Annotated in this window: 19 protein-coding genes and 1 pseudogene; 5 read left to right on the forward strand and 15 right to left on the reverse strand. The window is 45.8% G+C overall.

Going from position 1 to position 18665, the window contains the following annotated elements; all coding sequences use genetic code 11:
- Positions 1–830: 830 nt before the first annotated feature.
- Positions 831–1907: an SGNH/GDSL hydrolase family protein gene (locus RIG66_RS10270; protein ID WP_446377679.1), complete on the reverse strand. Its 1077-nt coding sequence runs from the start codon at positions 1905–1907 to the stop codon at positions 831–833.
- Positions 1908–2075: 168 nt separating this feature from the next.
- Here RIG66_RS10270 and RIG66_RS10275 point away from each other — a divergent pair, with 168 nt between their 5' ends.
- On the forward strand, positions 2076–2771 hold the full coding sequence (locus RIG66_RS10275) for a Fic family protein (protein ID WP_446377681.1): 696 nt from the start codon (positions 2076–2078) through the stop codon (positions 2769–2771).
- Positions 2772–2832: 61 nt separating this feature from the next.
- Here the strand turns inward: RIG66_RS10275 and RIG66_RS10280 are convergent, their stop codons facing one another.
- Positions 2833–3960 (reverse strand): RNA-guided endonuclease InsQ/TnpB family protein, encoded by a 1128-nt coding sequence (locus RIG66_RS10280; protein ID WP_446377683.1) that lies wholly within the window; start codon positions 3958–3960, stop codon positions 2833–2835.
- A 56-nt stretch (positions 3961–4016) separates the two neighbouring features.
- Between RIG66_RS10280 and tnpA the strand changes: the two genes are divergently transcribed.
- Both tnpA and RIG66_RS10290 read left to right on the forward strand, forming a co-directional pair.
- Positions 4017–4478 carry an IS200/IS605 family transposase gene (gene tnpA / locus RIG66_RS10285; RefSeq protein WP_446377685.1) on the forward strand — a complete coding sequence of 154 codons (462 nt, stop codon included), beginning with the start codon at positions 4017–4019 and terminating at the stop codon, positions 4476–4478.
- A pseudogene (locus RIG66_RS10290) lies at positions 4477–4695 on the forward strand (Fic family protein); the annotation flags it as partial. The gene tnpA and the pseudogene RIG66_RS10290, both read left to right, overlap by 2 nt.
- 52 nt (positions 4696–4747) lie before the next feature.
- Here the strand turns inward: RIG66_RS10290 and RIG66_RS10295 are convergent.
- The 9 genes from RIG66_RS10295 to RIG66_RS10335 all read right to left on the reverse strand — a co-directional run bounded on the left by RIG66_RS10295 (position 4748) and on the right by RIG66_RS10335 (position 11299).
- Positions 4748–5536, reverse strand: coding sequence for an MBL fold metallo-hydrolase (locus RIG66_RS10295; protein WP_446377687.1), 789 nt, complete (start codon positions 5534–5536; stop codon positions 4748–4750).
- Positions 5537–5562: 26 nt separating this feature from the next.
- The gene (locus RIG66_RS10300) at positions 5563–6183 is read right to left on the reverse strand and encodes an anthranilate synthase component II (RefSeq protein ID WP_446377689.1); all 621 of its coding nucleotides are present in this window, start codon (positions 6181–6183) and stop codon (positions 5563–5565) included.
- 72 nt (positions 6184–6255) lie between these two features.
- Positions 6256–6771, reverse strand: coding sequence for a diacylglycerol kinase (locus tag RIG66_RS10305; protein ID WP_446377691.1), 516 nt, complete (start codon positions 6769–6771; stop codon positions 6256–6258).
- A 50-nt stretch (positions 6772–6821) separates the two neighbouring features.
- Positions 6822–7349 carry an rRNA maturation RNase YbeY gene (ybeY, locus tag RIG66_RS10310; RefSeq protein ID WP_446377693.1) on the reverse strand — a complete coding sequence of 176 codons (528 nt, stop codon included), beginning with the start codon at positions 7347–7349 and terminating at the stop codon, positions 6822–6824.
- A 37-nt stretch (positions 7350–7386) separates the two neighbouring features.
- Positions 7387–7602, reverse strand: a complete 216-nt coding sequence (locus RIG66_RS10315; RefSeq protein WP_446369622.1) for a DUF3285 domain-containing protein — start codon at positions 7600–7602, stop codon at positions 7387–7389.
- A 185-nt stretch (positions 7603–7787) separates the two neighbouring features.
- A protein-coding gene (gene prfB, locus RIG66_RS10320; protein WP_446377695.1) for a peptide chain release factor 2 occupies positions 7788–8895 on the reverse strand; the annotation gives its coding sequence in 2 pieces (ribosomal slippage) (positions 7788–8822 and positions 8824–8895; 1107 coding nt in all).
- 115 nt (positions 8896–9010) lie between these two features.
- Positions 9011–9736 (reverse strand): Bax inhibitor-1/YccA family protein, encoded by a 726-nt coding sequence (locus tag RIG66_RS10325; protein WP_446377697.1) that lies wholly within the window; start codon positions 9734–9736, stop codon positions 9011–9013.
- Between the two features lie 882 nt (positions 9737–10618).
- A complete protein-coding gene (locus RIG66_RS10330; protein ID WP_446372983.1) occupies positions 10619–10735 on the reverse strand; it encodes a photosystem I reaction center subunit VIII in 117 nt (38 codons plus the stop codon).
- Positions 10736–10804: 69 nt separating this feature from the next.
- A complete protein-coding gene (locus RIG66_RS10335; RefSeq protein ID WP_446377699.1) occupies positions 10805–11299 on the reverse strand; it encodes a photosystem I reaction center protein subunit XI in 495 nt (164 codons plus the stop codon).
- Between the two features lie 328 nt (positions 11300–11627).
- On the opposite strand from RIG66_RS10335, the gene psb32 reads away from it, so the two are divergent.
- Positions 11628–12344, forward strand: coding sequence for a photosystem II repair protein Psb32 (psb32, locus tag RIG66_RS10340; RefSeq protein ID WP_446377701.1), 717 nt, complete (start codon positions 11628–11630; stop codon positions 12342–12344).
- A gap of 135 nt (positions 12345–12479) precedes the next feature.
- Here the strand turns inward: psb32 and RIG66_RS10345 are convergent, their stop codons facing one another.
- From RIG66_RS10345 to RIG66_RS10355, 3 genes are all read right to left on the reverse strand, one after another.
- The gene (locus RIG66_RS10345; protein ID WP_446377703.1) at positions 12480–12863 is read right to left on the reverse strand and encodes a DUF4346 domain-containing protein; all 384 of its coding nucleotides are present in this window, start codon (positions 12861–12863) and stop codon (positions 12480–12482) included.
- 176 nt (positions 12864–13039) lie between these two features.
- Complete coding sequence (locus tag RIG66_RS10350; RefSeq protein WP_446377705.1) at positions 13040–14236, reverse strand: GNAT family N-acetyltransferase; 1197 nt, start codon at positions 14234–14236, stop codon at positions 13040–13042.
- 215 nt (positions 14237–14451) lie between these two features.
- Positions 14452–15153, reverse strand: coding sequence for a RibD family protein (locus RIG66_RS10355; protein WP_446377707.1), 702 nt, complete (start codon positions 15151–15153; stop codon positions 14452–14454).
- 216 nt (positions 15154–15369) lie between these two features.
- On the opposite strand from RIG66_RS10355, the gene RIG66_RS10360 reads away from it, so the two are divergent.
- A complete protein-coding gene (locus RIG66_RS10360) occupies positions 15370–17481 on the forward strand; it encodes a sensor histidine kinase (RefSeq protein WP_446377709.1) in 2112 nt (703 codons plus the stop codon).
- A 51-nt stretch (positions 17482–17532) separates the two neighbouring features.
- Here RIG66_RS10360 and RIG66_RS10365 read toward each other — a convergent pair whose 3' ends face one another.
- Positions 17533–18636 carry a Gfo/Idh/MocA family protein gene (locus RIG66_RS10365; protein ID WP_446377711.1) on the reverse strand — a complete coding sequence of 368 codons (1104 nt, stop codon included), beginning with the start codon at positions 18634–18636 and terminating at the stop codon, positions 17533–17535.
- Between the last annotated feature and the right edge of the window lie 29 nt (positions 18637–18665).

Below are 18665 nucleotides of genomic sequence, written 5' to 3' on the forward strand. Positions count from 1 at the left end.
AAAATGTGCCGACCTATAGGGTCTAATTTCCGATTCTGATCTCATCAGGAATCAGGTTAATTGTCTGAACTTTTTTGAGCGAAAGTATTGTATTGGTGAAAATAAGCCTCAACCAACTCAAGAGACGGACGCGATCGCGCTTTTTATGAGCCGATTCGGGGAACGTAGAATTGAGGCGACAGCAAACTATACATATTGTCTCAAAAGCGGGTTGGGGAAAAGAATCCTATTGGAGGGATTGACAGAGGCGGTGGTTTTCCCTTAGACTTATTTCATAATGGAAAAATGTGCCGACCTATAGGGTCTAATTTCCGATTCTGATCTCATCAGGAATCAGGTTAATTGTCTGAACTTTTTTGAGCGAAAGTATTGTATTGGTGAAAATAAGCCTCAACCAACTCAAGAGACGGACGCGATCGCACTTTTTATGAGCCGATTCGGGGAACGTAGAATTAAGGCAACAGCGCACTATATATATTGTCTCAAAAGCAGGTTGGAGGAAAATAATCCTATTGGAGGGATTGACAGAGGCGGTGGTTTTCCCTTAGGCTTACTTCATAATGGAAAAATGTGCCGACCTATAGGGTCTAATTTCCGATTCTGCTTCCATCAGTAGTTAAGCTAATTATCCTAACTGGAATAGCGCTGACTTAAGCGAAATATTGCCAATTCGCAGACCAGTAAATAAATATCTTATCTTTAGGTTCAAGTAAGAATGGAACTTACTGGGTAACTCTTTCAACCCGTTTTAACGGGTTTAAGCTTTGAGCCAGAACTTTAGTTCTAGGCTTAAGTCAGCGCTCTCCAGGTTATCACCCGGAGGGATCACTTCATAAAGAATTGCGATGACGAATAGTTGACTGTAGCAACAAACCCATTCCCATTAGTAGTAGTGGGATAGAAAACGCGGGTTCTGGAACGGATTTAGGTTCTACACCAGCATCTTGGAGTGCAGCGTATGCATAGTCTCCCCATAAAGCATGACCTTGAGCCGTTGGATGGATGTCATCCCAGAATAAGTACTCGTCGGGGTTAGAACATACACCCAATTCAGTGAAGCAAGGCTCAGTCACATTGGTAAAACCAAATTCATCAGGCTCGGTGATAACCTCTTGAAACAGAGACGCCAGATCAAACGGTATGATGTTTATATCATCATAGGTGAGACGCAAATCATCGAACATTGCCGTTAAACCCGCGTTATGTTCCGCACTCACTTGGGTGAGTTCCGCTGCTTCTCCCTGTATAATCGCTCGGGGCGTTTTGCCCAAATCGGGCAAGTTAGGAATAAAGAAATTACGAGCGCCAGATTCCGCTAAAGCCGTCACCCCAGTGAATAAGTTGTTAATGGGTTCAGTACTATCGCGAAGCCCACCCTTACTATAATCATTATTACCTGCCCATACAATATAAAGTGCGTCAGGATTAGCTGATGTTTGAGCAACATTCAGGTCATTAATAAAACCATTAATCTCGGTGAGGACTCCTACGCCTAACTCAGGAAAGACATTACCCAATCCTGTCTGAGCGCCACCAAAGGCAAAGTTAACACTATTCGTTGCGGTAGCACCACCGAAATTAAAACTTACCCCTGGTGGGGTTGATGGAATGATTGGTTCTCCCACTGTTAATTCAGTCGATAGACTCAAATTAACTCCCAATTCCGATGTAAGAATGTCTATCCAGTTATAGCCATTAGAAAAGCGTCCTTCAAAGTAAGGTGAACTGGGGGTAATCGGTACGGGGAAACCTAAGGAGTTTGCGGCTGACGTCACATTGAAGACATTGCCTGAATCAGCGGAGCTATCGCTAAACACATAAATCTGATTGAATTGGATTGCCTCAGCACTTAGCGGGTACAATAAAGATAAAAAAGAAAATCCTGTGGCTATTGCGGTAATTTTCATCGTTTTAGTTTCACACTCCTGTCACGACTCTTATACACCGAATTCACAGAAAATGAGCATCTAAAGAATAAGTTGTATTGAATCTTTATTTTATTATTTTTTGTAAATATTTATTAGTGTAAATACTCATTAATTGTGTTCTAATGAAACAGGCAATAAAGACTGGCAATGAAATCATTTGAACAGGGGTTGATTGAGCAGCAACCCATTAACCAAGGACTGCTGCAAACGATTCGCTTGATTGGAGAGTATAAGGGAAAGCAAGAGTTATTCAAAGAACAAGCGCCCCAAGTTTTGGAAACGCTGCGCCAAGCGGCGGTTATTCAGAGTACGGAGTCTTCTAACCGGATTGAAGGGATTACGGTACCCTTGGAGCGGATTAAGAAACTGGTAACGGAAAAAACAACGCCACGAGATCGCTCGGAACAGAAAATTGCGGGGTATCGGGATGTCCTAACGACGATTCACACAAGCTATGCCCATATCCCTTTTACGCCTAATATTGTTTTACAACTTCATCGTGACCTTTACCAGTTTGCGGTCAATACAGGTGGGCGCTGGAAAACGGTAGATAACAAAATTAGTGCTACCTATCCAGATGGAACTAAAGTGGTGCGGTTTCGACCCATTCCAGCTTATGCCACACCTGAAGCCATGGAACATTTGCATGAGCAGTTTAATCGCTGTTGGCACTCGGGTGCGATCGAACCGTTATTACTCATTCCTACTTATATCCTAGATTTTTTGTGCATTCACCCGTTTTTAGATGAGAATGGGCGAATGGCAAGGTTGATTACCCTATTGCTGCTTTTTGACACTCCCTCGCCTGAGACGAGGGATTCTTCTCTCATCCAGAAGCCTTAGAGTATTGATTTTCATCAATACACCAGAGGGCTAACTGTCCGGAAGCGTTTACCCAGTATTCCTAGGAGATTCGCGTATGCCCTACGCTATCTAAAGCCTTGATCAAAATATTTATGGCTGCATTCCAGTCCCTATCGAGGACAGTACCGCAGCTACAAACATGAGTACGGGTACTCAAAGACTTTTTAACCCTAGCACCGCAGCAAGAGCAATCTTGCGAAGTGAAGCTAGGGTTTATTGCTACCAATTCTCTACCAAATAGGTTGGCAAAGTATTCCAGCCATTTGCGGAATATTGTCCAACCAGCATCTGATATTGACTTGGCTAATCTGTGGTTCTTAACCAGTCCTCGAACATTTAAGTCCTCAATCGCCACGAAATCGTTAGATTTCATTACGCATCTTGCTAGCTTAACCGCAAAATCTTTACGCTGGCGACTGACTTTTAAATGCTGCCTGCCCAGCCTTTGCTGGGCTTTTTTCCGATTCTGGCTACCTTTTTCGCATTTAGAAAGTCGGCGCTGCAACCGTTTTAACTTCCTCTCAGACTTCCTGAGAAAACGAGGGTTGTCCACCTGGTCTCCATCTGAGTCGGTGTAGAAATGGTTGAGCCCAACATCTAAGCCAATTTGCCTATTTGTCTGCTTAACGTTTTCACGACGTTCTACGTCAATGCCAAACTGAGCATAGTAACCATCAGCCCGTCTAACCAAGCGAATCCGCTTGATCTGGGATTGCTGGTAGAAATGCAAGTCTCGCGTTCCAACCAGTTTTAAGCGACCAATGCCAGTTTTGTCAGTGATGGTTAGATACTTTCTGTCATCAGAGAGCTTCCAGCCACTTGTCTTATATTCGACTGAGCGACAGTTTTTCTTAAACCTTGGAAAGCCCTTCTTACCTTTAACCTTCTTTTTGCAATTGTCGTAGAATCGACTGATACTAGCCCAAGCACGTTCAGCAGAAGCTTGACGTGCCATTGAATTTAAAGCAGCAGTAAAAGGATACTCTGGATCTTCGGCTAAAACCTTGGTGTACTTGTTTAAAGTATACCGATCAACCTTTTCCTCTCTAGGAGCGTCTAGCCAGTATCGCAAGCATTTGTTGCGAATGAACTGACATATCCTTATTCCTTCATCTATAGCTCTAAGTTGAGCTTTAGAGGCTTTTACCTTAAATTCGTAAACTAGCATCGTCTCGACCAGCCGATGTGTTATTTTAACAGTATCATTTTAGTCGTCTATTGTCAATGCATCCAGAAACAACATACAAAAGGACTCGCAGAGCTGTATACAACCTCACTGTACATATCGTATTTGTGTCCAAATACCGCAAAAGTGTGTTCACGAAAGAGATGTTAGTAAGGTTGTCAGAGGTGTTCGAGTCTGTAGCGAGTAGTTGGGAGTCAGAAGTTCTTCAATTTAATGGAGAAGAAGACCATGTACATCTCCTTCTTTCTTATCCGCCCCACAAGTTATTGAGCAGCCTGATTGCCAATTTGAAAGCCACATCATCTAAGACGATGTGGCGAGAGTTTGAAGCAGTATTAACTTCTGTTTACAAGAAAAGGGTTTTGTGGACAGGTTCTTATTTTGTCTCTAGCTGCGGTGGCGTTACAATAGAAAGGCTTAAGGTCTACATCCAAGAGCAAGAATGTCCTGATTCATCCCATCGCGCTCAAGCGAGGGTCTTCTCAGGACAGGAAGGATAAAGCGGGTTATGAGGTGGGGCGATTTATTAGCTTAGAGCGGATTGTCGAGAGAACGAAGGAAAGTTACTATGATACGCTTTACCAGTCTTCCCAAGATTGGCATGAAGGACAGCATAACCTATTACCTTGGTGGGAATATTTTTTGGGAGTTATGGTGCTGTCAGCGTATCGGGAGTTTGAAACAAGGGTGGGAGTCGTTACTTCTGCGAGGGGAACAGTTCGTAGTAGGCACTTTAGTGCCAGAAGCGCTTAAGCGCTTACTACAAACTCTAAAATCGATAACTCAACAGTTTAATCATCGCACCATCCTGGGGCAAATCTGAGGGTTTCAACGTCAGCATATCACTGTTCACCCGACTGACAGGCATTTCCTCCATCACCGTTAAAAACTCATCCACGGGTTCAATCCCATAGTCCCCCTGACAGGTTTCATCCGCTGCTTGGGTACGGAAATGAGTTGGGACTACCAACTTCGGATTCAACACTGCGATCGCGTCTTTCGCCTCCCTCGGATTATAGGCTTTAATACTGCCGCCCACAGGCACAAATGCCACATCCGGACGCCCCATGAGGATTTTCTGCTCAATTTCAATCGGTGCGGCTGCGCCACCTAAATGGAGAAGTTTAATCCCACTTTGCTCCCATTGCCATGCCACATTATTCCCCAATCGGCGTCCCCCGTGGCGATCATGAGGAATACTAATCCCTTGGAATCGAATCCCCCCAATCTGATAAACTCCCGGTTGAAACAGGATACGCGGATTTCCTGGCAATCCCTCAGCCGCCCCTTCATCCAACAACTGAGAACTAATTAAAACCAAATCCGACTCCACTTTTGGTGGACGATAACCTGCGGTACACCCAACTGCCCGAAACGGATTCACCAAAATCCGCATCCCTCCACCTGTAAACAAAAAGCAGGTATGTCCTAACCACTTAACTGTCAGTGTTCCACTCGCCGACTGCGCCTCAGCCGACTGAAATTGTGAAGCCAATGTTGTTCCCAAAGTGCCAAGCACCCCTGCACCCACGTAGCGCATCAACTGTCGCCGTTTCATCGTTAGTTAATCAATACTCCTCAAACTTAAGCTAGAACCATCGGGTTTTGAGTCGATGCTGGAAGAGAAACTAGGAAATTTTGCAATAACTGTTTACCGCAATCGGTCAAAACACTCTCTGGATGAAATTGGACGCCTTCAAGGTGGGGATAGTTCCGGTGTCTCACCCCCATAATTGTGCCATCCTCTACCCAAGCGGTAATTTCCAGCGCGTCTGGACAGGTGTCTCGTTCAATTACCAGACTGTGATATCGAGTGGCGATAAAAGGATTGGGCAAATTCTGGAAAACACCAACGCCTGTGTGGTAAATTTCCGAGGTTTTGCCATGCATCAACAGGGGGGCTGAGATAATTTTGCCGCCAAAGACTTGACCAATACTTTGATGACCCAGACAAACGCCTAAGATGGGTACAGTTGCACCAAGTTGGTGAATTAACTCACAAGAGATCCCTGCATCATCCGGGCGTCCGGGTCCTGGGGAAATCACTATCCCATCAGGATTTAATTGGCGCAGTTGATCTAGGTCAATTTGGTCATTGCGGTATACCTGAATATCAGCAGCAACAGGCAATGTGAACCCAAGTTCCCCTAGATACTGCACCAGATTATAGGTAAAACTGTCGTAGTTATCAATGACAACAATCAAAATTTACACTCCTGGGTAGCTTACCCTAACCACGACAAACCATTACACTTTAATTTAGGTTAAAAAAATAGCTTAGCGCATCAGTAACAGAATGCGAGTCACCAAGGGCGGTAAAAGTAGGGAACCAGCAACGAGTAGGGCTGCGATCGCGGAGATGAGAACAGCACCCGCCGCACAGTCTTTGGCAACTTTTGCCAGCTCATGATAGGACTGTTTAACCGTTAAGTCAACCACCGCCTCAACTGCTGTATTCAGCAATTCCAGGGTCATCACTAGCCCACTGGTCAAGCCAATCACGGCAATTTCTACGGGGGTCAACTCTAATAAAACAGCCAAGCTAATTGCTACAGTGCCAATCAGGGTATGAATGCGAAAGTTCCTTTGGGTGGCAAAGGCATAGCGAACTCCCGCCCAAGCATATTTAAAACTAACCATTAGGGTTGGGGCAATACACCAAGCCAAGTCGCGTTTGAATCTCTGATTCGGGTCAGACTCTGGCGGATTTGGCAGTGACAAGTCATGCACTATCGACCGGGAACCTGGAACTAAGTATTGAGAATTGGGAGAGTGAGTATTGTTATAAACCATGGGGATTGAATTCCATTGCTAGTAATGAACTGACACCGAATCCAGTGTCATTATACGGGTAACGTCAAGTTGACAATCTCAAGTAAAGCCTGCTGCTGGTTTAGCATTCGCTGTAGGCTTTCCTCATCCGGATGATCCCACCCTAAAAGATGTAGCAACCCGTGGGTTGCTAACCAAGCCAGTTCTATTGTTAAGGGATGACCCTGGTGTTGAGCTTGGCGATAAGCGGTTTCCACTGAAATGACGATATCTCCCAGGTATACGGATTCAGCCGCTTGCATATCTGGAGGTATCTGAGGCGAGTCTACCTCTAATGTGGCGAAGGAGAGTACATCAGTGGGTTGATTTTTGTGGCGGAACTGAGAATTAAATGCCTGAATTTCTGCGTCATCAGTCAGGCGTAGTGTCAATTCATACGTCGGCGCTGGCGGACTATCGGGGTGCAGTGTTTCTAGCCATTGGCTGAACCAATGTTCCCAAGTGGAGGTGGAAATTGGGTTCGTCAGGGAATTCGCTTCCGGAGTCGCTGACTGGGAGGCTTCAAAGAAACAATCCTGCACTATTAGTTCGATATTCACTTGTGCCGCCTCTGGTGTGAGATGAGCTATGGGAACGTTAACGAGTCAGGTAAGCTAAACCAATCAGCACAGCTAATAGACCCACGGTGGTTAGAAAAAAGTGTTGTAGGGATTTGCCTCCTTTACGCACCATGTTACGCATGGCTAATTTCACGTAACTAGGTTTCGGTTCATTCAAAGCGGCGTTGGCTGGTGTTGGCTGTTCAGCAAACGGCGGCTTCGCTGTATCCGGGGGTGTTGAGGATTGACTCATCAGTAATAGTAATTTGCTGTTGAAAGCTATTATATCGTCTTTGTTTACATAATGTAACAAATTGTCATTTGTCATTTGTCATTTGTCATTCGTCATTTGTCCTTCGTCCCCTGCTTCCCCTGCTTCCCCTGCTCCCCCTGCTCCCCCTGCTCCCTCTGCTCCCCCTGCTCCCCTCTCTCAACCGATCAGGTCAATTGATTCTCCTGACGCAGGTAGGCTTCGATAAAGGGATCGAGCGTCCCATTCAGGACATCATCAACGCCTGTGGTTTCCACATTCGTCCGCAAGTCTTTCACCAACTGGTAGGGGTGGAAGACATAATTGCGAATTTGATTCCCCCAAGCCGCTTCAACCATATCGCCTCGGATTTCGGCAATTTCCTGAGCGCGTTGTTCTTGGGCAATCACCAATAGCTTGGCTTTCAGCAGGGCGAGGGCTTTTTCCTTATTTTGGAGCTGCGATCGCTCTTGGGTACAGCGCACGGCAATGTCTGTGGGAATATGCTTCACCCGAACAGCAGTTTCCACTTTGTTGACATTTTGACCGCCCTTACCCCCAGAACGAGAGGTGGTAATCTCTAAATCCGTTTCAGGTATATCTAGGTCTACATCCTCGTTCAGGATGGGCATAACCTCAACCCCAGCAAAACTGGTTTGCCGTTTCCCGTTGGCGTTATAGGGAGAAATTCGCACCAGTCGGTGAGTTCCTTTCTCAGCTTTCAAATAGCCATAGGCGCGGAGTCCCTGAATTTCTAGGGTGGCTGACTTAATTCCCGCTTCATCCCCTTCTGAGAGTTCTGCCAACTGCACTTTATACCCTTGACTTTCTGCCCAACGGGTATACATCCGCAACAGCATTTCTGCCCAATCTTGGGCATCCGTTCCGCCCGCCCCAGCATTAATCGCTAGTACCGCACCATTGGCGTCATAAGGACCCGATAGTAGCTGTTCTAGTTCCCAACGGTCAAGTTCACGATTCAGCTTGACCACATTAGTTTGAGCTTCTTGCAGCAGTCCTTCGTCTGTTTCCAATTCCAGCAATTCCAGAACCGCTTTCGCATCCTCTAGATTACTTGTCCACTGCTGGTACTGCTGGAGATTCAATTTCAGGTCATTCAGCTTTTGCAGGGTTCGCTGAGCGAAGGTTTGGTCATCCCAAAAATCCGGTTGAGCCGCTTGTTGCTCTAGGTCTTTAATTTTAGCAGTCAGTGCAGGTACGTCAAAGATAGTCCTGGGTTTTTCCCAGGCGATCGGACAAGGTTTCGACTTCGCGTTTAATCTCTAAAACTTCCATATTTCTTGATTTTGGTACTTTACTACCCTTTATCAATTGTAATCAGAAAATTTAATTACATCAGACCAATGACAAATATCCCACGCATTTTAAAGCGTGGGATAAGGTGAGTCAATTAGTCGCGATTAAAAGCAATCAGCAACCGCAAAATAAAGATAAACAGGTTGATGTAGGTCAAGTACATCGACAATGCGGCTGGCAGATACTGATCATTGCGATAGGTGCGGGGCAAGATATAGAAATCCACCACCGCCGCACCAACAAATAGTAAAACGCCAATCCCAGAGATGCCAATTTCTAGCCAGCTAGGGGTATAAACGCCAAAAAAGCTCAAGGCGAGCTGACCCACCAACACCACCAACAAGGCAATGATACCCAGTTGCACAGTTTGGGTTAACGCCATCCCATCTTGGTCCGAAAGATTCGAGCCAATTTGACGGGCAGCGACAAACGTGACACCACAACCGAGGGCGGCGATTCCAATCCCTGGAATTCCTACGCCTGAAGTGCCAATGGCAACAAATACGATACCACTGAGGGTGTAGCCTGAGAGCAGGCTATAGGTCGCCAACAGAGGCAATGCTGCACTGTTATTGCCTTTCTCCGCCACACCACGAGCGACGAAGAATAGGACTAATTCAGCAATCAGGGCAACCCAGAAGGTAGGCATGAATAACCCTGGGTTGGTGGTAAGGACATTCAAACCACCATAAGTCCCGACAGCCGTTAAAACCAATCCACCGCCGACGTAGGGCAGAGCATTGGCTATAACATTGGGTCCTACTAGGGCTTGACCCTGTGCATTACGCATGGCTTGGCGAAAGTTACTTGTGTTACTCATGAAAACTCCTTGTGTAACTTACGTCATGATTTAACGAGATCCGGTAAGAATGCTCCCGTCAAATCAAAGATTATGACGGTGAGATGAATCCCAAATGAAAGCAGGTTTACTTCCATTAGTATTATACTCTATTCTAGAATAACGCTACAACTATTGATCAAGGAGGTAATAGGGTTTTTTGCGGGAAATATGTCAACAAAAACGATTAAAATTTCAATTTTAATAAAACTCTATTTTATGTTTTTTTGCAATATTTATTTCAGGCATTGAATGGCTAATAATATATTTTTTATGTAATCAGGCAACAATTATACCCCTAGCCATTAAAATCTCCGCTATATCAGCTTTTCAAAAAATATTATAAACCTTGAAAAATAAAGATTTTTAGGGCAAGTTTGGGCGGGTTTAGTTACATCTGGGTACCAACGAAAAGATAGTAGTGAAACCCGCCCCTACACACGTATGCGCCACGCTCTCGAACCATGTCCTTGAACGAAGTGTTTAAGGAGAAGTTAAAGGTTAAATCGTGGCGTCACATAAGTACCTAGACATAAATTCTGTACCCTGTACTAAGAAACGTTAACAAGCCTCAAACCCTTACTGTTGCCTAATCTCAACCGTTAACTTTAATGAAAGCCGACTACTTACCGTAAAAAGTAAGCAGCTTCCCCAGCGCCCCCTTCGTGCCTACCCAAGATTTCTCAACAACAAGGGGGAGGCTGTATATTCCCAACCCAGTTGTGAACTCAGGCGTAGGAATTCCAGCTCTCCCCATTAATCTAGGTTTTTAGCTTATTCGGCGAGAAGCCTCACACTTAACTTAATCGCAAAGGCTCCTCTAGAAGCCCACACTGTACTCGTGAGAGTCGGTGTGTGGAGTTGTTATGCGTCACTTTCGATGTAGATAAACAGAAGTCCCATCAGTACAGCAGGCATCAGCCAACAAACGACGGGAATCAGAATCCAAGGCAAGAACGAAGCTGCATAAGAACCAGTCATGTCAAATTGTCCTATCTAAATTTACAAGAGTTCAAGACAAATATTACTCAATTTGTGAACCCAATGGGGTTAGTTATTCACCAAACCCCGGAAAATGGCATCCACGGTTTCAAAATTTTCCAGGAGGAAGTAAGCCACGAAAGCGCCTCCCATACCTCCAACAAAGAATCCACCTGCAAATTCGCTCCAGCCTTCAGACGTTTTGAGTCGTTCTGTACTTGGAGCGCTTTCGGCGGCGCTTTTGAGCGACACTAATCCCCAAGCTGCCATTCCAGCGGTTCCCAGTAGAACCAACACCAAGGCACCGACTAAGCCGCCTAGATACTTGGCAGGTTCATAATCCCGTAAGGGTCCAAAGACAACCCAGGGACCGAGTAGGAAGTAACCATGAGCCATGCCAATTTCCAAACCGCGTATGAATGGGGATAGCCCTTTGCGGTAAGCTGGCAGGTTGCCAATGAATGCCCGGGTAAACGCTGAATCGCTGATTGGAGTCGATAAATGACCCACAAAGGGGTCTCCATGGTAGGGCTTTACCATTTCCATATCTCTTGCATCTGCCATATAGATGTTGCCTCTCACTCTGAATGTTTACAAAAATACCTGACTTAACATTGTAAGCAGGGAGGGGTAATCCCATGACACAATATGGGAAGACCTTTAAAAAACTTCATCAAATTAGTTATAGCTTAAGGATATAACACCGCCGTGTCTCTAGGGGGTAATCGGCGCGAATCATCGTCTACGTCCAGCGACCAAAACCCCTGACTTCTTAGAGAAATCAGGAATCCAAGCTGCACAACTATGGTTATATGTCAAGACATGAGCTAGATGTCGTTCGTTTACTAGAGTGTAGTATTTTGAAAAAAACAGTCATCTCAAGAGTCAGTAAATGAGACAAATCTTCAATCAACTATACAAAAACCTGAAACGTCTAATACTACCGCTATTACTGGGCGTTTTAGTTGGCGGATTGGTGGCTACACCTGCCAACGCTGTAAACGTCTACCAAATGCCCAATGTCAACGCGGGTGAACCAACGTGGGTGATTGATCAAGCCGACGTACTCAGCCGCCTGAGTGAAGGCAAGTTGAGCAAAAGCTTGGAAGACTTAGCCCAGAAAACCGACAAGGAAGTCAGATTTGTGACGGTTCGCCGTTTAGACTACGGTGAAACCGTAGACAGCTTTGCTAAAGCCCTATTCAAAAAATGGTATCCGACACCGGAAGCCCAAGCGAACCAAACCTTGCTGCTGATCGATACCCTGACCAATAATACTGCCATTGTCACTGGGCAAGACGTCAAGTCAATTATGCCCGACGAAATTGCCGAGAGTGTCGCCTCGGAAACAATGACAGTCCCCTTGCGGGAAGGTAACAAGTACAATAAGTCTTTTTTAGAGGCTAGCGATCGCTTAGTGGCTGTGCTATCGGGTCAACCTGATCCCGGTCCTCCAGTTGTCGAAGAAACGGTTCAGGTTGAAGGTACATTTACCAGCGCAGAAGAAACTGACACCAAAAACTCAACCATCTGGGTTGTTGTCTTATTGGTTGTCGCGACAGTGGTACCGATGGCAACCTATTTCTTTTATCAGGGCTTCTCTGGTTAAGTTCGTCATTTGTCTTATGTCTTATGTCATTTGTTAGTGTTCCCTATTCCCTGTGACACACCGAGCGTGTTACCGAGCGAAGCCGGGGTGTTCCCTGTTCTCTAAGAGATGATCAGAAGCTTTTACTGTAAAGCACTAATCCTGAACATACTCCTGTCCAGAAATTAAAGCAAACTCAGCCCGCATAAACTCCCGTCCTAAATAAGCCGCATGATCCAACATCGTGACTGGACAGGGCTGGGTTTGCTCAAAAATAACCACACAAATTTCCTTGGCGGTTCTACCTGTAAACACCTGAGTATGCGTGCGTTCTACCTTACCTCGTGCGGGAATCGGTTTACCGGTTTCGGGGTCAACGGCTAAACCGCGATCATCAATCACATTGGTGAAATGTTTGGCACAAATTAATCGTGCATCCCGGTCGAGGTAAATAATAAAATATCCACCGGGATCAAGTTCAATTTCCCGTTTAGACAGTTTGTCATTAATTGTACGCAGGTCTTCTACTGTTTGGTTCATCTTTTCTTGGCTCAATGCGTCCCTTCTTGAATAGTATCGTGTTTAGACCGTTTAAAGCAGGCAGAGGGCAGGACGCAGAAGCATCTTATGGCAATTGGAAAATTAAGACCCCTGCCAATTGTGCTGAGGTTCGGTTAAAAACTGGGATACTTTAATCATTCATCATCCCGTGACAATCAATCCTGAACTAAAAATTGAATATCTCGTTTTGTAAAGGGTAAATCATTATTGATCGCGTCGATTTCTTCCTGTTCCATTTCATTCACTTCACCTATATAGTGGCGCAAAATTTGCATCAGGCGTTGATTATAAAATCGGTGCAGACTGTGATTCGGTGTCGCGGGAAATCCTCGTCGTCTCTTGTGGCGTCCCCCAGCACCTGGATCAAACATCTTAACCCCATTCGCGATCGCCCATTCTATCGGGGTGTAATAGCACGCATCGAAATGCAGGCAATCATATTCCTCAAAACAGCCCCAATAGCGCCCATACAACTGATCACCCTTATTAATACAAAACGACATCCCCACGGGATGTCGGTCATCATCGTCTCGATAAGCCGCCACCAATACCACACGATGACGATAGTCGGGATACAACTGTTCAAAAAACTGGCGCGTCAGATACTTACTGCCCCAAAAAAACTTATCGCAGGTGCTGCTATAGAAGTTATAAATCAGGGGAAATAAGGATTTGGGAATATCATCCCCGACTAAAGGAACCAAACGCAGTCCGGCTTTAGTCACCGCTTTACGTTCGCGCTTAATATTACGCCGCTGATTGGCGTTAAAGATACTCAGATAATCATCGAAGCTACTAAACCCTTTATCCTGCCAAATATAACTGTGATGCAACCAGCTTGTAAAACCATGGCGTTCCATCACCTGTCGCCATTCAGGGTCAACAAAGAGAAAATGACAGCCACTAATCCGGTTATCCCCGCAAAAGTGATCAATGGCACTCACCATAATCTCAGTGAGTTCATCTTCATCTTCTCCAGGTGCGATTAAAAATCGGTAACCCCCTGCTGGGGTAAACGGCGTCATCCCTAACAGTTTGGGATAGTAGCGAACGCCTAAACGATGGGATAGATCTGCCCATTGGTGGTCAAAAACAAATTCTCCATAGCTATGACCTTTAATATAGAAGGGCGCAGCCGCAATAAGCTCTCGGTTTCGCCATATAGTTAGGTGATGGGGCAACCATCCGGTTTTAGACGTCGCACTTCCCGATGTTTCTAAATTATTCAACCAGTCCCATTCTAGAAACGGTGTTTTCAGGGGTTGGGCAAGGGCATCCCAAGCGGCTTGGGGAATATCAGCCATCCGGTTAACCCAGTTAACGGAATAGTCAGTCTGCGGTTGGTGAACCATTGGGAAAATCTATAATTAGGTCTAGATTGGCATGGATTAAAATGAACGGTGAGGATCGTTATTTGTCATTAGTCTTTTGTCATTGGTAAGGGCTTGAGGGGTTATTTACATAAGTTAACATAGCAGAGTTTATTTTGACCGTTAATGTGAGATGAATTGTCAAAATTAAGTTGTAGAGACGTTGCATGCAACGTCTCTACAACTTCCCCATCTCCTCATTCCCTGGACAGCCTATAGTGTAGAAATAACTCTTGGTCAATCCTCTCAACCGCCAAAAGTTCTAAACGTTTCGCCAATTGCTCAGAAAAGCCAGTTCCCTCAACAGGCGTTGGGGCGTCTGCACCCCCTAAAATCAGGGGACAAACTGTGAACCAGAGTTCATCGATTAAATCAGCCGCCAGTAGAGATGCCACTAAGTTACCCCCCCCTAAGACAGCAAGCCGTTGGATGCCCAATTGGTTTAGCTGTTGATAAGCGTCATGCCAATTTATCCCATCGCTAGAGGCATTCACCACCAAAATCCGCTCAAAATAATCCGACTTGTCCCGCCAGGGTTCAGCACCCGCCTCTGTCGTCAACAGCCAACGGGGTACGTTTTGGCGAAAAAAGCGTAATTGTGGATCGAATTGAGCTAGATGGGAGCAAACAATCTGCACCGGTTGGATGGGTAAGCCCCGTTGTTGACGCTGTTGCTGTAACTGGGAATTTGAGACGCTGCGAGTGGTACCATAAGCCCGGAGAGTTCCTGCACCGAACAAAACCCCATCCGCCAGTGCCACTTGGCTTTCCAGATGGGCTTGATCCGCAGACGATGAGAATCGGGCAGGCGATCGCGTCACGTCCGCAATCTTGCCATCGGCACTCATTGCCAGAACAACCGTGGTATGGGGTCGATTGATAGCAGACTTTTCCGGCATAGTTGTCTGGGGTAAGAAAAAGAATGATCACTATTTTGGCGCAATTCACCCAAGGATCATCTGCATGTGTGGCACTCTATCACAACAATCGAAAGAGGTTTTGAATCGTTCTAGGATAGAGATAAGGGGTTTTCAAGGAAACTCGGTGACTCGTAAACTGTATTAACGATTACTCTTTCTACCACCTTTTCTTCTGTAATCACACCAGCGTATCTTATGGCTAAGCCAGGTCAATCCTCCTTTCGTCGTGTTTTGCTGTCACGCCTGTTGTTACTTAGCGTGCCAGTGTTACTCTTGGGAGTTTATGTGACCTACAGAAAAGCACGCTCAACGCTTCTAGATACAGCGCGTCAAAATTTAACCGAAAGTGCTGTGAGGAAAGGAGAAAGCATTCAAGAGTCGATCTCAGCCTTACAAGCCAACCTGCTGACCGCTAGCCAAGCCATAGTCCTTCAATCTCAGTCATCGACAGGCTATCAACAATTTATCAACCAACTGGCTCAACAACTCCCAACCCCGATCAATTGCATGCAGTTGAGTGATATCCAGACTCAAGATATCGTGAGCAGTACCTGTAATCAACCCTTACTCGTCAGCCAACAAGTGATATCGCAATGGTCTAGCCAGCAAGGTGAGGTTTCTGTCGATCCGTCTCAAATTGAGGTCACAGTGCTACCTCAGCTAGCACCCTCAACCCCTGCTACAAACGAAGCTGAAGCCATCTCAGACAAAAGTCAACTCCCGATTCTGTTGAGTGCGCCCGTTTATAACCCTGAGGGTCAACTCCAATATGCTTTGAGCTTATGCTCATCTTTACTCCAATCCAAATCTATCAAGCCTGGTTCCCTATCTGGTGAACCCGTGGTGATTACCCAAGCGGGTAAAATTCTGGTGCATCCCATCGCCCAGCAAGTGGGACGCAATATCAACCAAGAACTGGATTCTTCAAGACTTGAGAGTCTGGTCGAAGACGCGATCGCAGGTCGTGAGTCCTTTATCCATCTTGCCTTGGATGGTCAGGAATATGTCGCTGGCTACACAGCGATTGAAAGTCCGATTAGCGACCAATCTAACCAGCAATGGATTATTCTTGCTGTTACCCCCTTAGAGAGTGCGCTGATCGGTCTTCAGGATATCCGCCAAGTTCTGTTTATCCTCACCTGTGGCTTAATTGCTGCCAGTATTTTAGCCACACTTTACATTGCCCGTGACCTCGCCCGTCCCTTAGAAAAACTCAGAGATTGCGCCCTGCACGAATCCCAGCTTCACTCGAATTATCGCATTCCTCATACCTTCAAAATCCGAGAAATTAACCAATTAGCCGAAGCCCTTGATGGCATGTTTGAGCGCCTCAAACATTGGGCAGAAGAACTCGAAGCCGCCTGGAAAGAAGCTCAAGCCGCCAACCAGCTTAAGAATGAGTTTCTTGCTACAACATCTCACGAATTGAGAACTCCCCTGAATGGTATTATTGGTTGCCTGCGACTGGTCAAAGATGGTTTCTGTGATGACCGCGAGGAAGAACTTGACTTTTTACAACGAGCCGATGAAGCGGCTATTCATTTGTTGAACATTATTAATGATGTTTTAGACCTGGCAAAACTTGAATCAGGGAAACTTTCCGTTGAAGTTGAACTGATCGATCTGCGTCAACTGATTGATGAAGTGATTCACTTACAGGCAGTCTCTATTCAATCGAAGGGACTCGAATTCAATACGAAAAACTTGCATGAAAAACTTCCCGTTCTTGCCGATCCCGCTAAACTAAAGCAAGTCCTAATTAATGTCATTGGTAACTCGGCAAAATTTACTGATTCGGGCAGCATTACAGTCAGTACACAGATTGAAACAGCCAGCGATAAGACCGAACCCGTGGTGAGTGCTGATGATTCTACATCTGTTGCTAGCGTCTCCACGATTCCCAGTAATAAACAAGTCACTGAAAATCAGGGAAGTAGAGAGTTGCTTCCTGCACAAGTTGTGGTAACGGTTAAAGATACGGGAATTGGCATCGATCCCGTGCAACAGGCTAAACTATTTCGTCCCTTTGTCATGGTAGATGGGTCAACCACGCGCAAGTACGGTGGTACAGGTCTCGGTCTGGCTATTTCCCGCAACTTGATCGAATTGATGGGGGGGACAATTACCCTTTTTAGTGCTGGAGAAGGTCAGGGAACGACGGTGAACATTAGCTTACCGCTTGTCGAAACAAAGGGACAGGATACGGATGAGCAACTTGACAGTGAGCCACCCTCACAACTATCAACAGATTTGCCTAAACATCAGGATTCAATTGGCGAGATTAACGGCAAATTAATAACGGATTAATTTTTCAATATAGTGTTAAATCCCAAAGAAACTCTTATTGACAGGGAAATGTCATTCCGCTAACTGAGGAACCTTAATCGGTGTTCCTCCCTGTTGGAGAGACTGGGATAGACAACTGAGAATATTAACCAGTTGAGCCGCTACCCAGCCCGAAGATACTGATACAGGTTGATTATCGCGGATGCTCTGCAAAAAGCGATCGCACACTTGCGCCAAGGGTTCACGACGCTCGATTTCGATGACTTCCCGCCGCAAACCCGCAGGCGTAAAAACATCTCCACTTTGCTCGAAATACCCATGCTGAAGCGTTAGGGGTGCATCATTTTGCATCTCATCAAAAATCAATGTTCCTTGACTCCCCACTACTCCTAGACGCCGTTGTTTATCGGGGTTGAGCCAACATAAGTGAATATATGCCTGAAAACCCGTTGGGTATGTCAAAATAACGTAAACAAAATCGGCTAAATCATGTTCCTCAAGAAGGGCGGGTTTAGTTACATTAGCGGTTTCTTGTGAAAGGTTATTGGTCAAACCCGCCCCTACAGATCCCTCTTGCCGTTGTAACCACACCCGTCCCGTGGCTTGAACTTGCACAGGTTGCTCACCTAACCAGGTATTGAAGATCGCGATATCATGAATTGCTAAATCCCACAGCGCATCGACATCCTGACGCACGGGTCCTAGATTAGTCCGAGCCGCGTAGCCATAGCGCAATTCTCCTAAGCATCCCGATTGCACCACCGCTTTACCCTGCTCAACAGCCGGATGAAATAAATAGGTGTGATCTACCATCAATTGACGCTGCTGTTGACGGGCTAAATCAGACAACTGTTGGCATTCAGCCGCATCGAGTGTCAACGGCTTTTCTGCTAGCACATGAAACCCTTGCTGTAGGGCGTCTTGAATCAGGGAATAATGAGTCACCGCCGGAGTCGCGATTACAACCGCATCGCACTTTATCTGGGATTGTATTGATTGCCAATTGTCTGCTAGAACCACATTGTCATTCAGGTTCAATCGTTCTTTAAGCTGAGTTAGGCGCTCCATAGAGGAATCAACGACCGCTACCAGTTGAGCATCGGGATGTGACGCGAAATTCCGCACCAAATGCGTACCCCAGCGTCCTGCTCCCAATATGGCAATTTTAGTCTTCATGAAATTTTGAATCTGTAGGGGCGGGTTTC

Origin of the sequence: Coleofasciculus sp. E2-BRE-01, from assembly GCF_040221695.1 — a bacterium.
In the GTDB taxonomy this organism is placed as follows: domain Bacteria; phylum Cyanobacteriota; class Cyanobacteriia; order Cyanobacteriales; family Coleofasciculaceae; genus Coleofasciculus.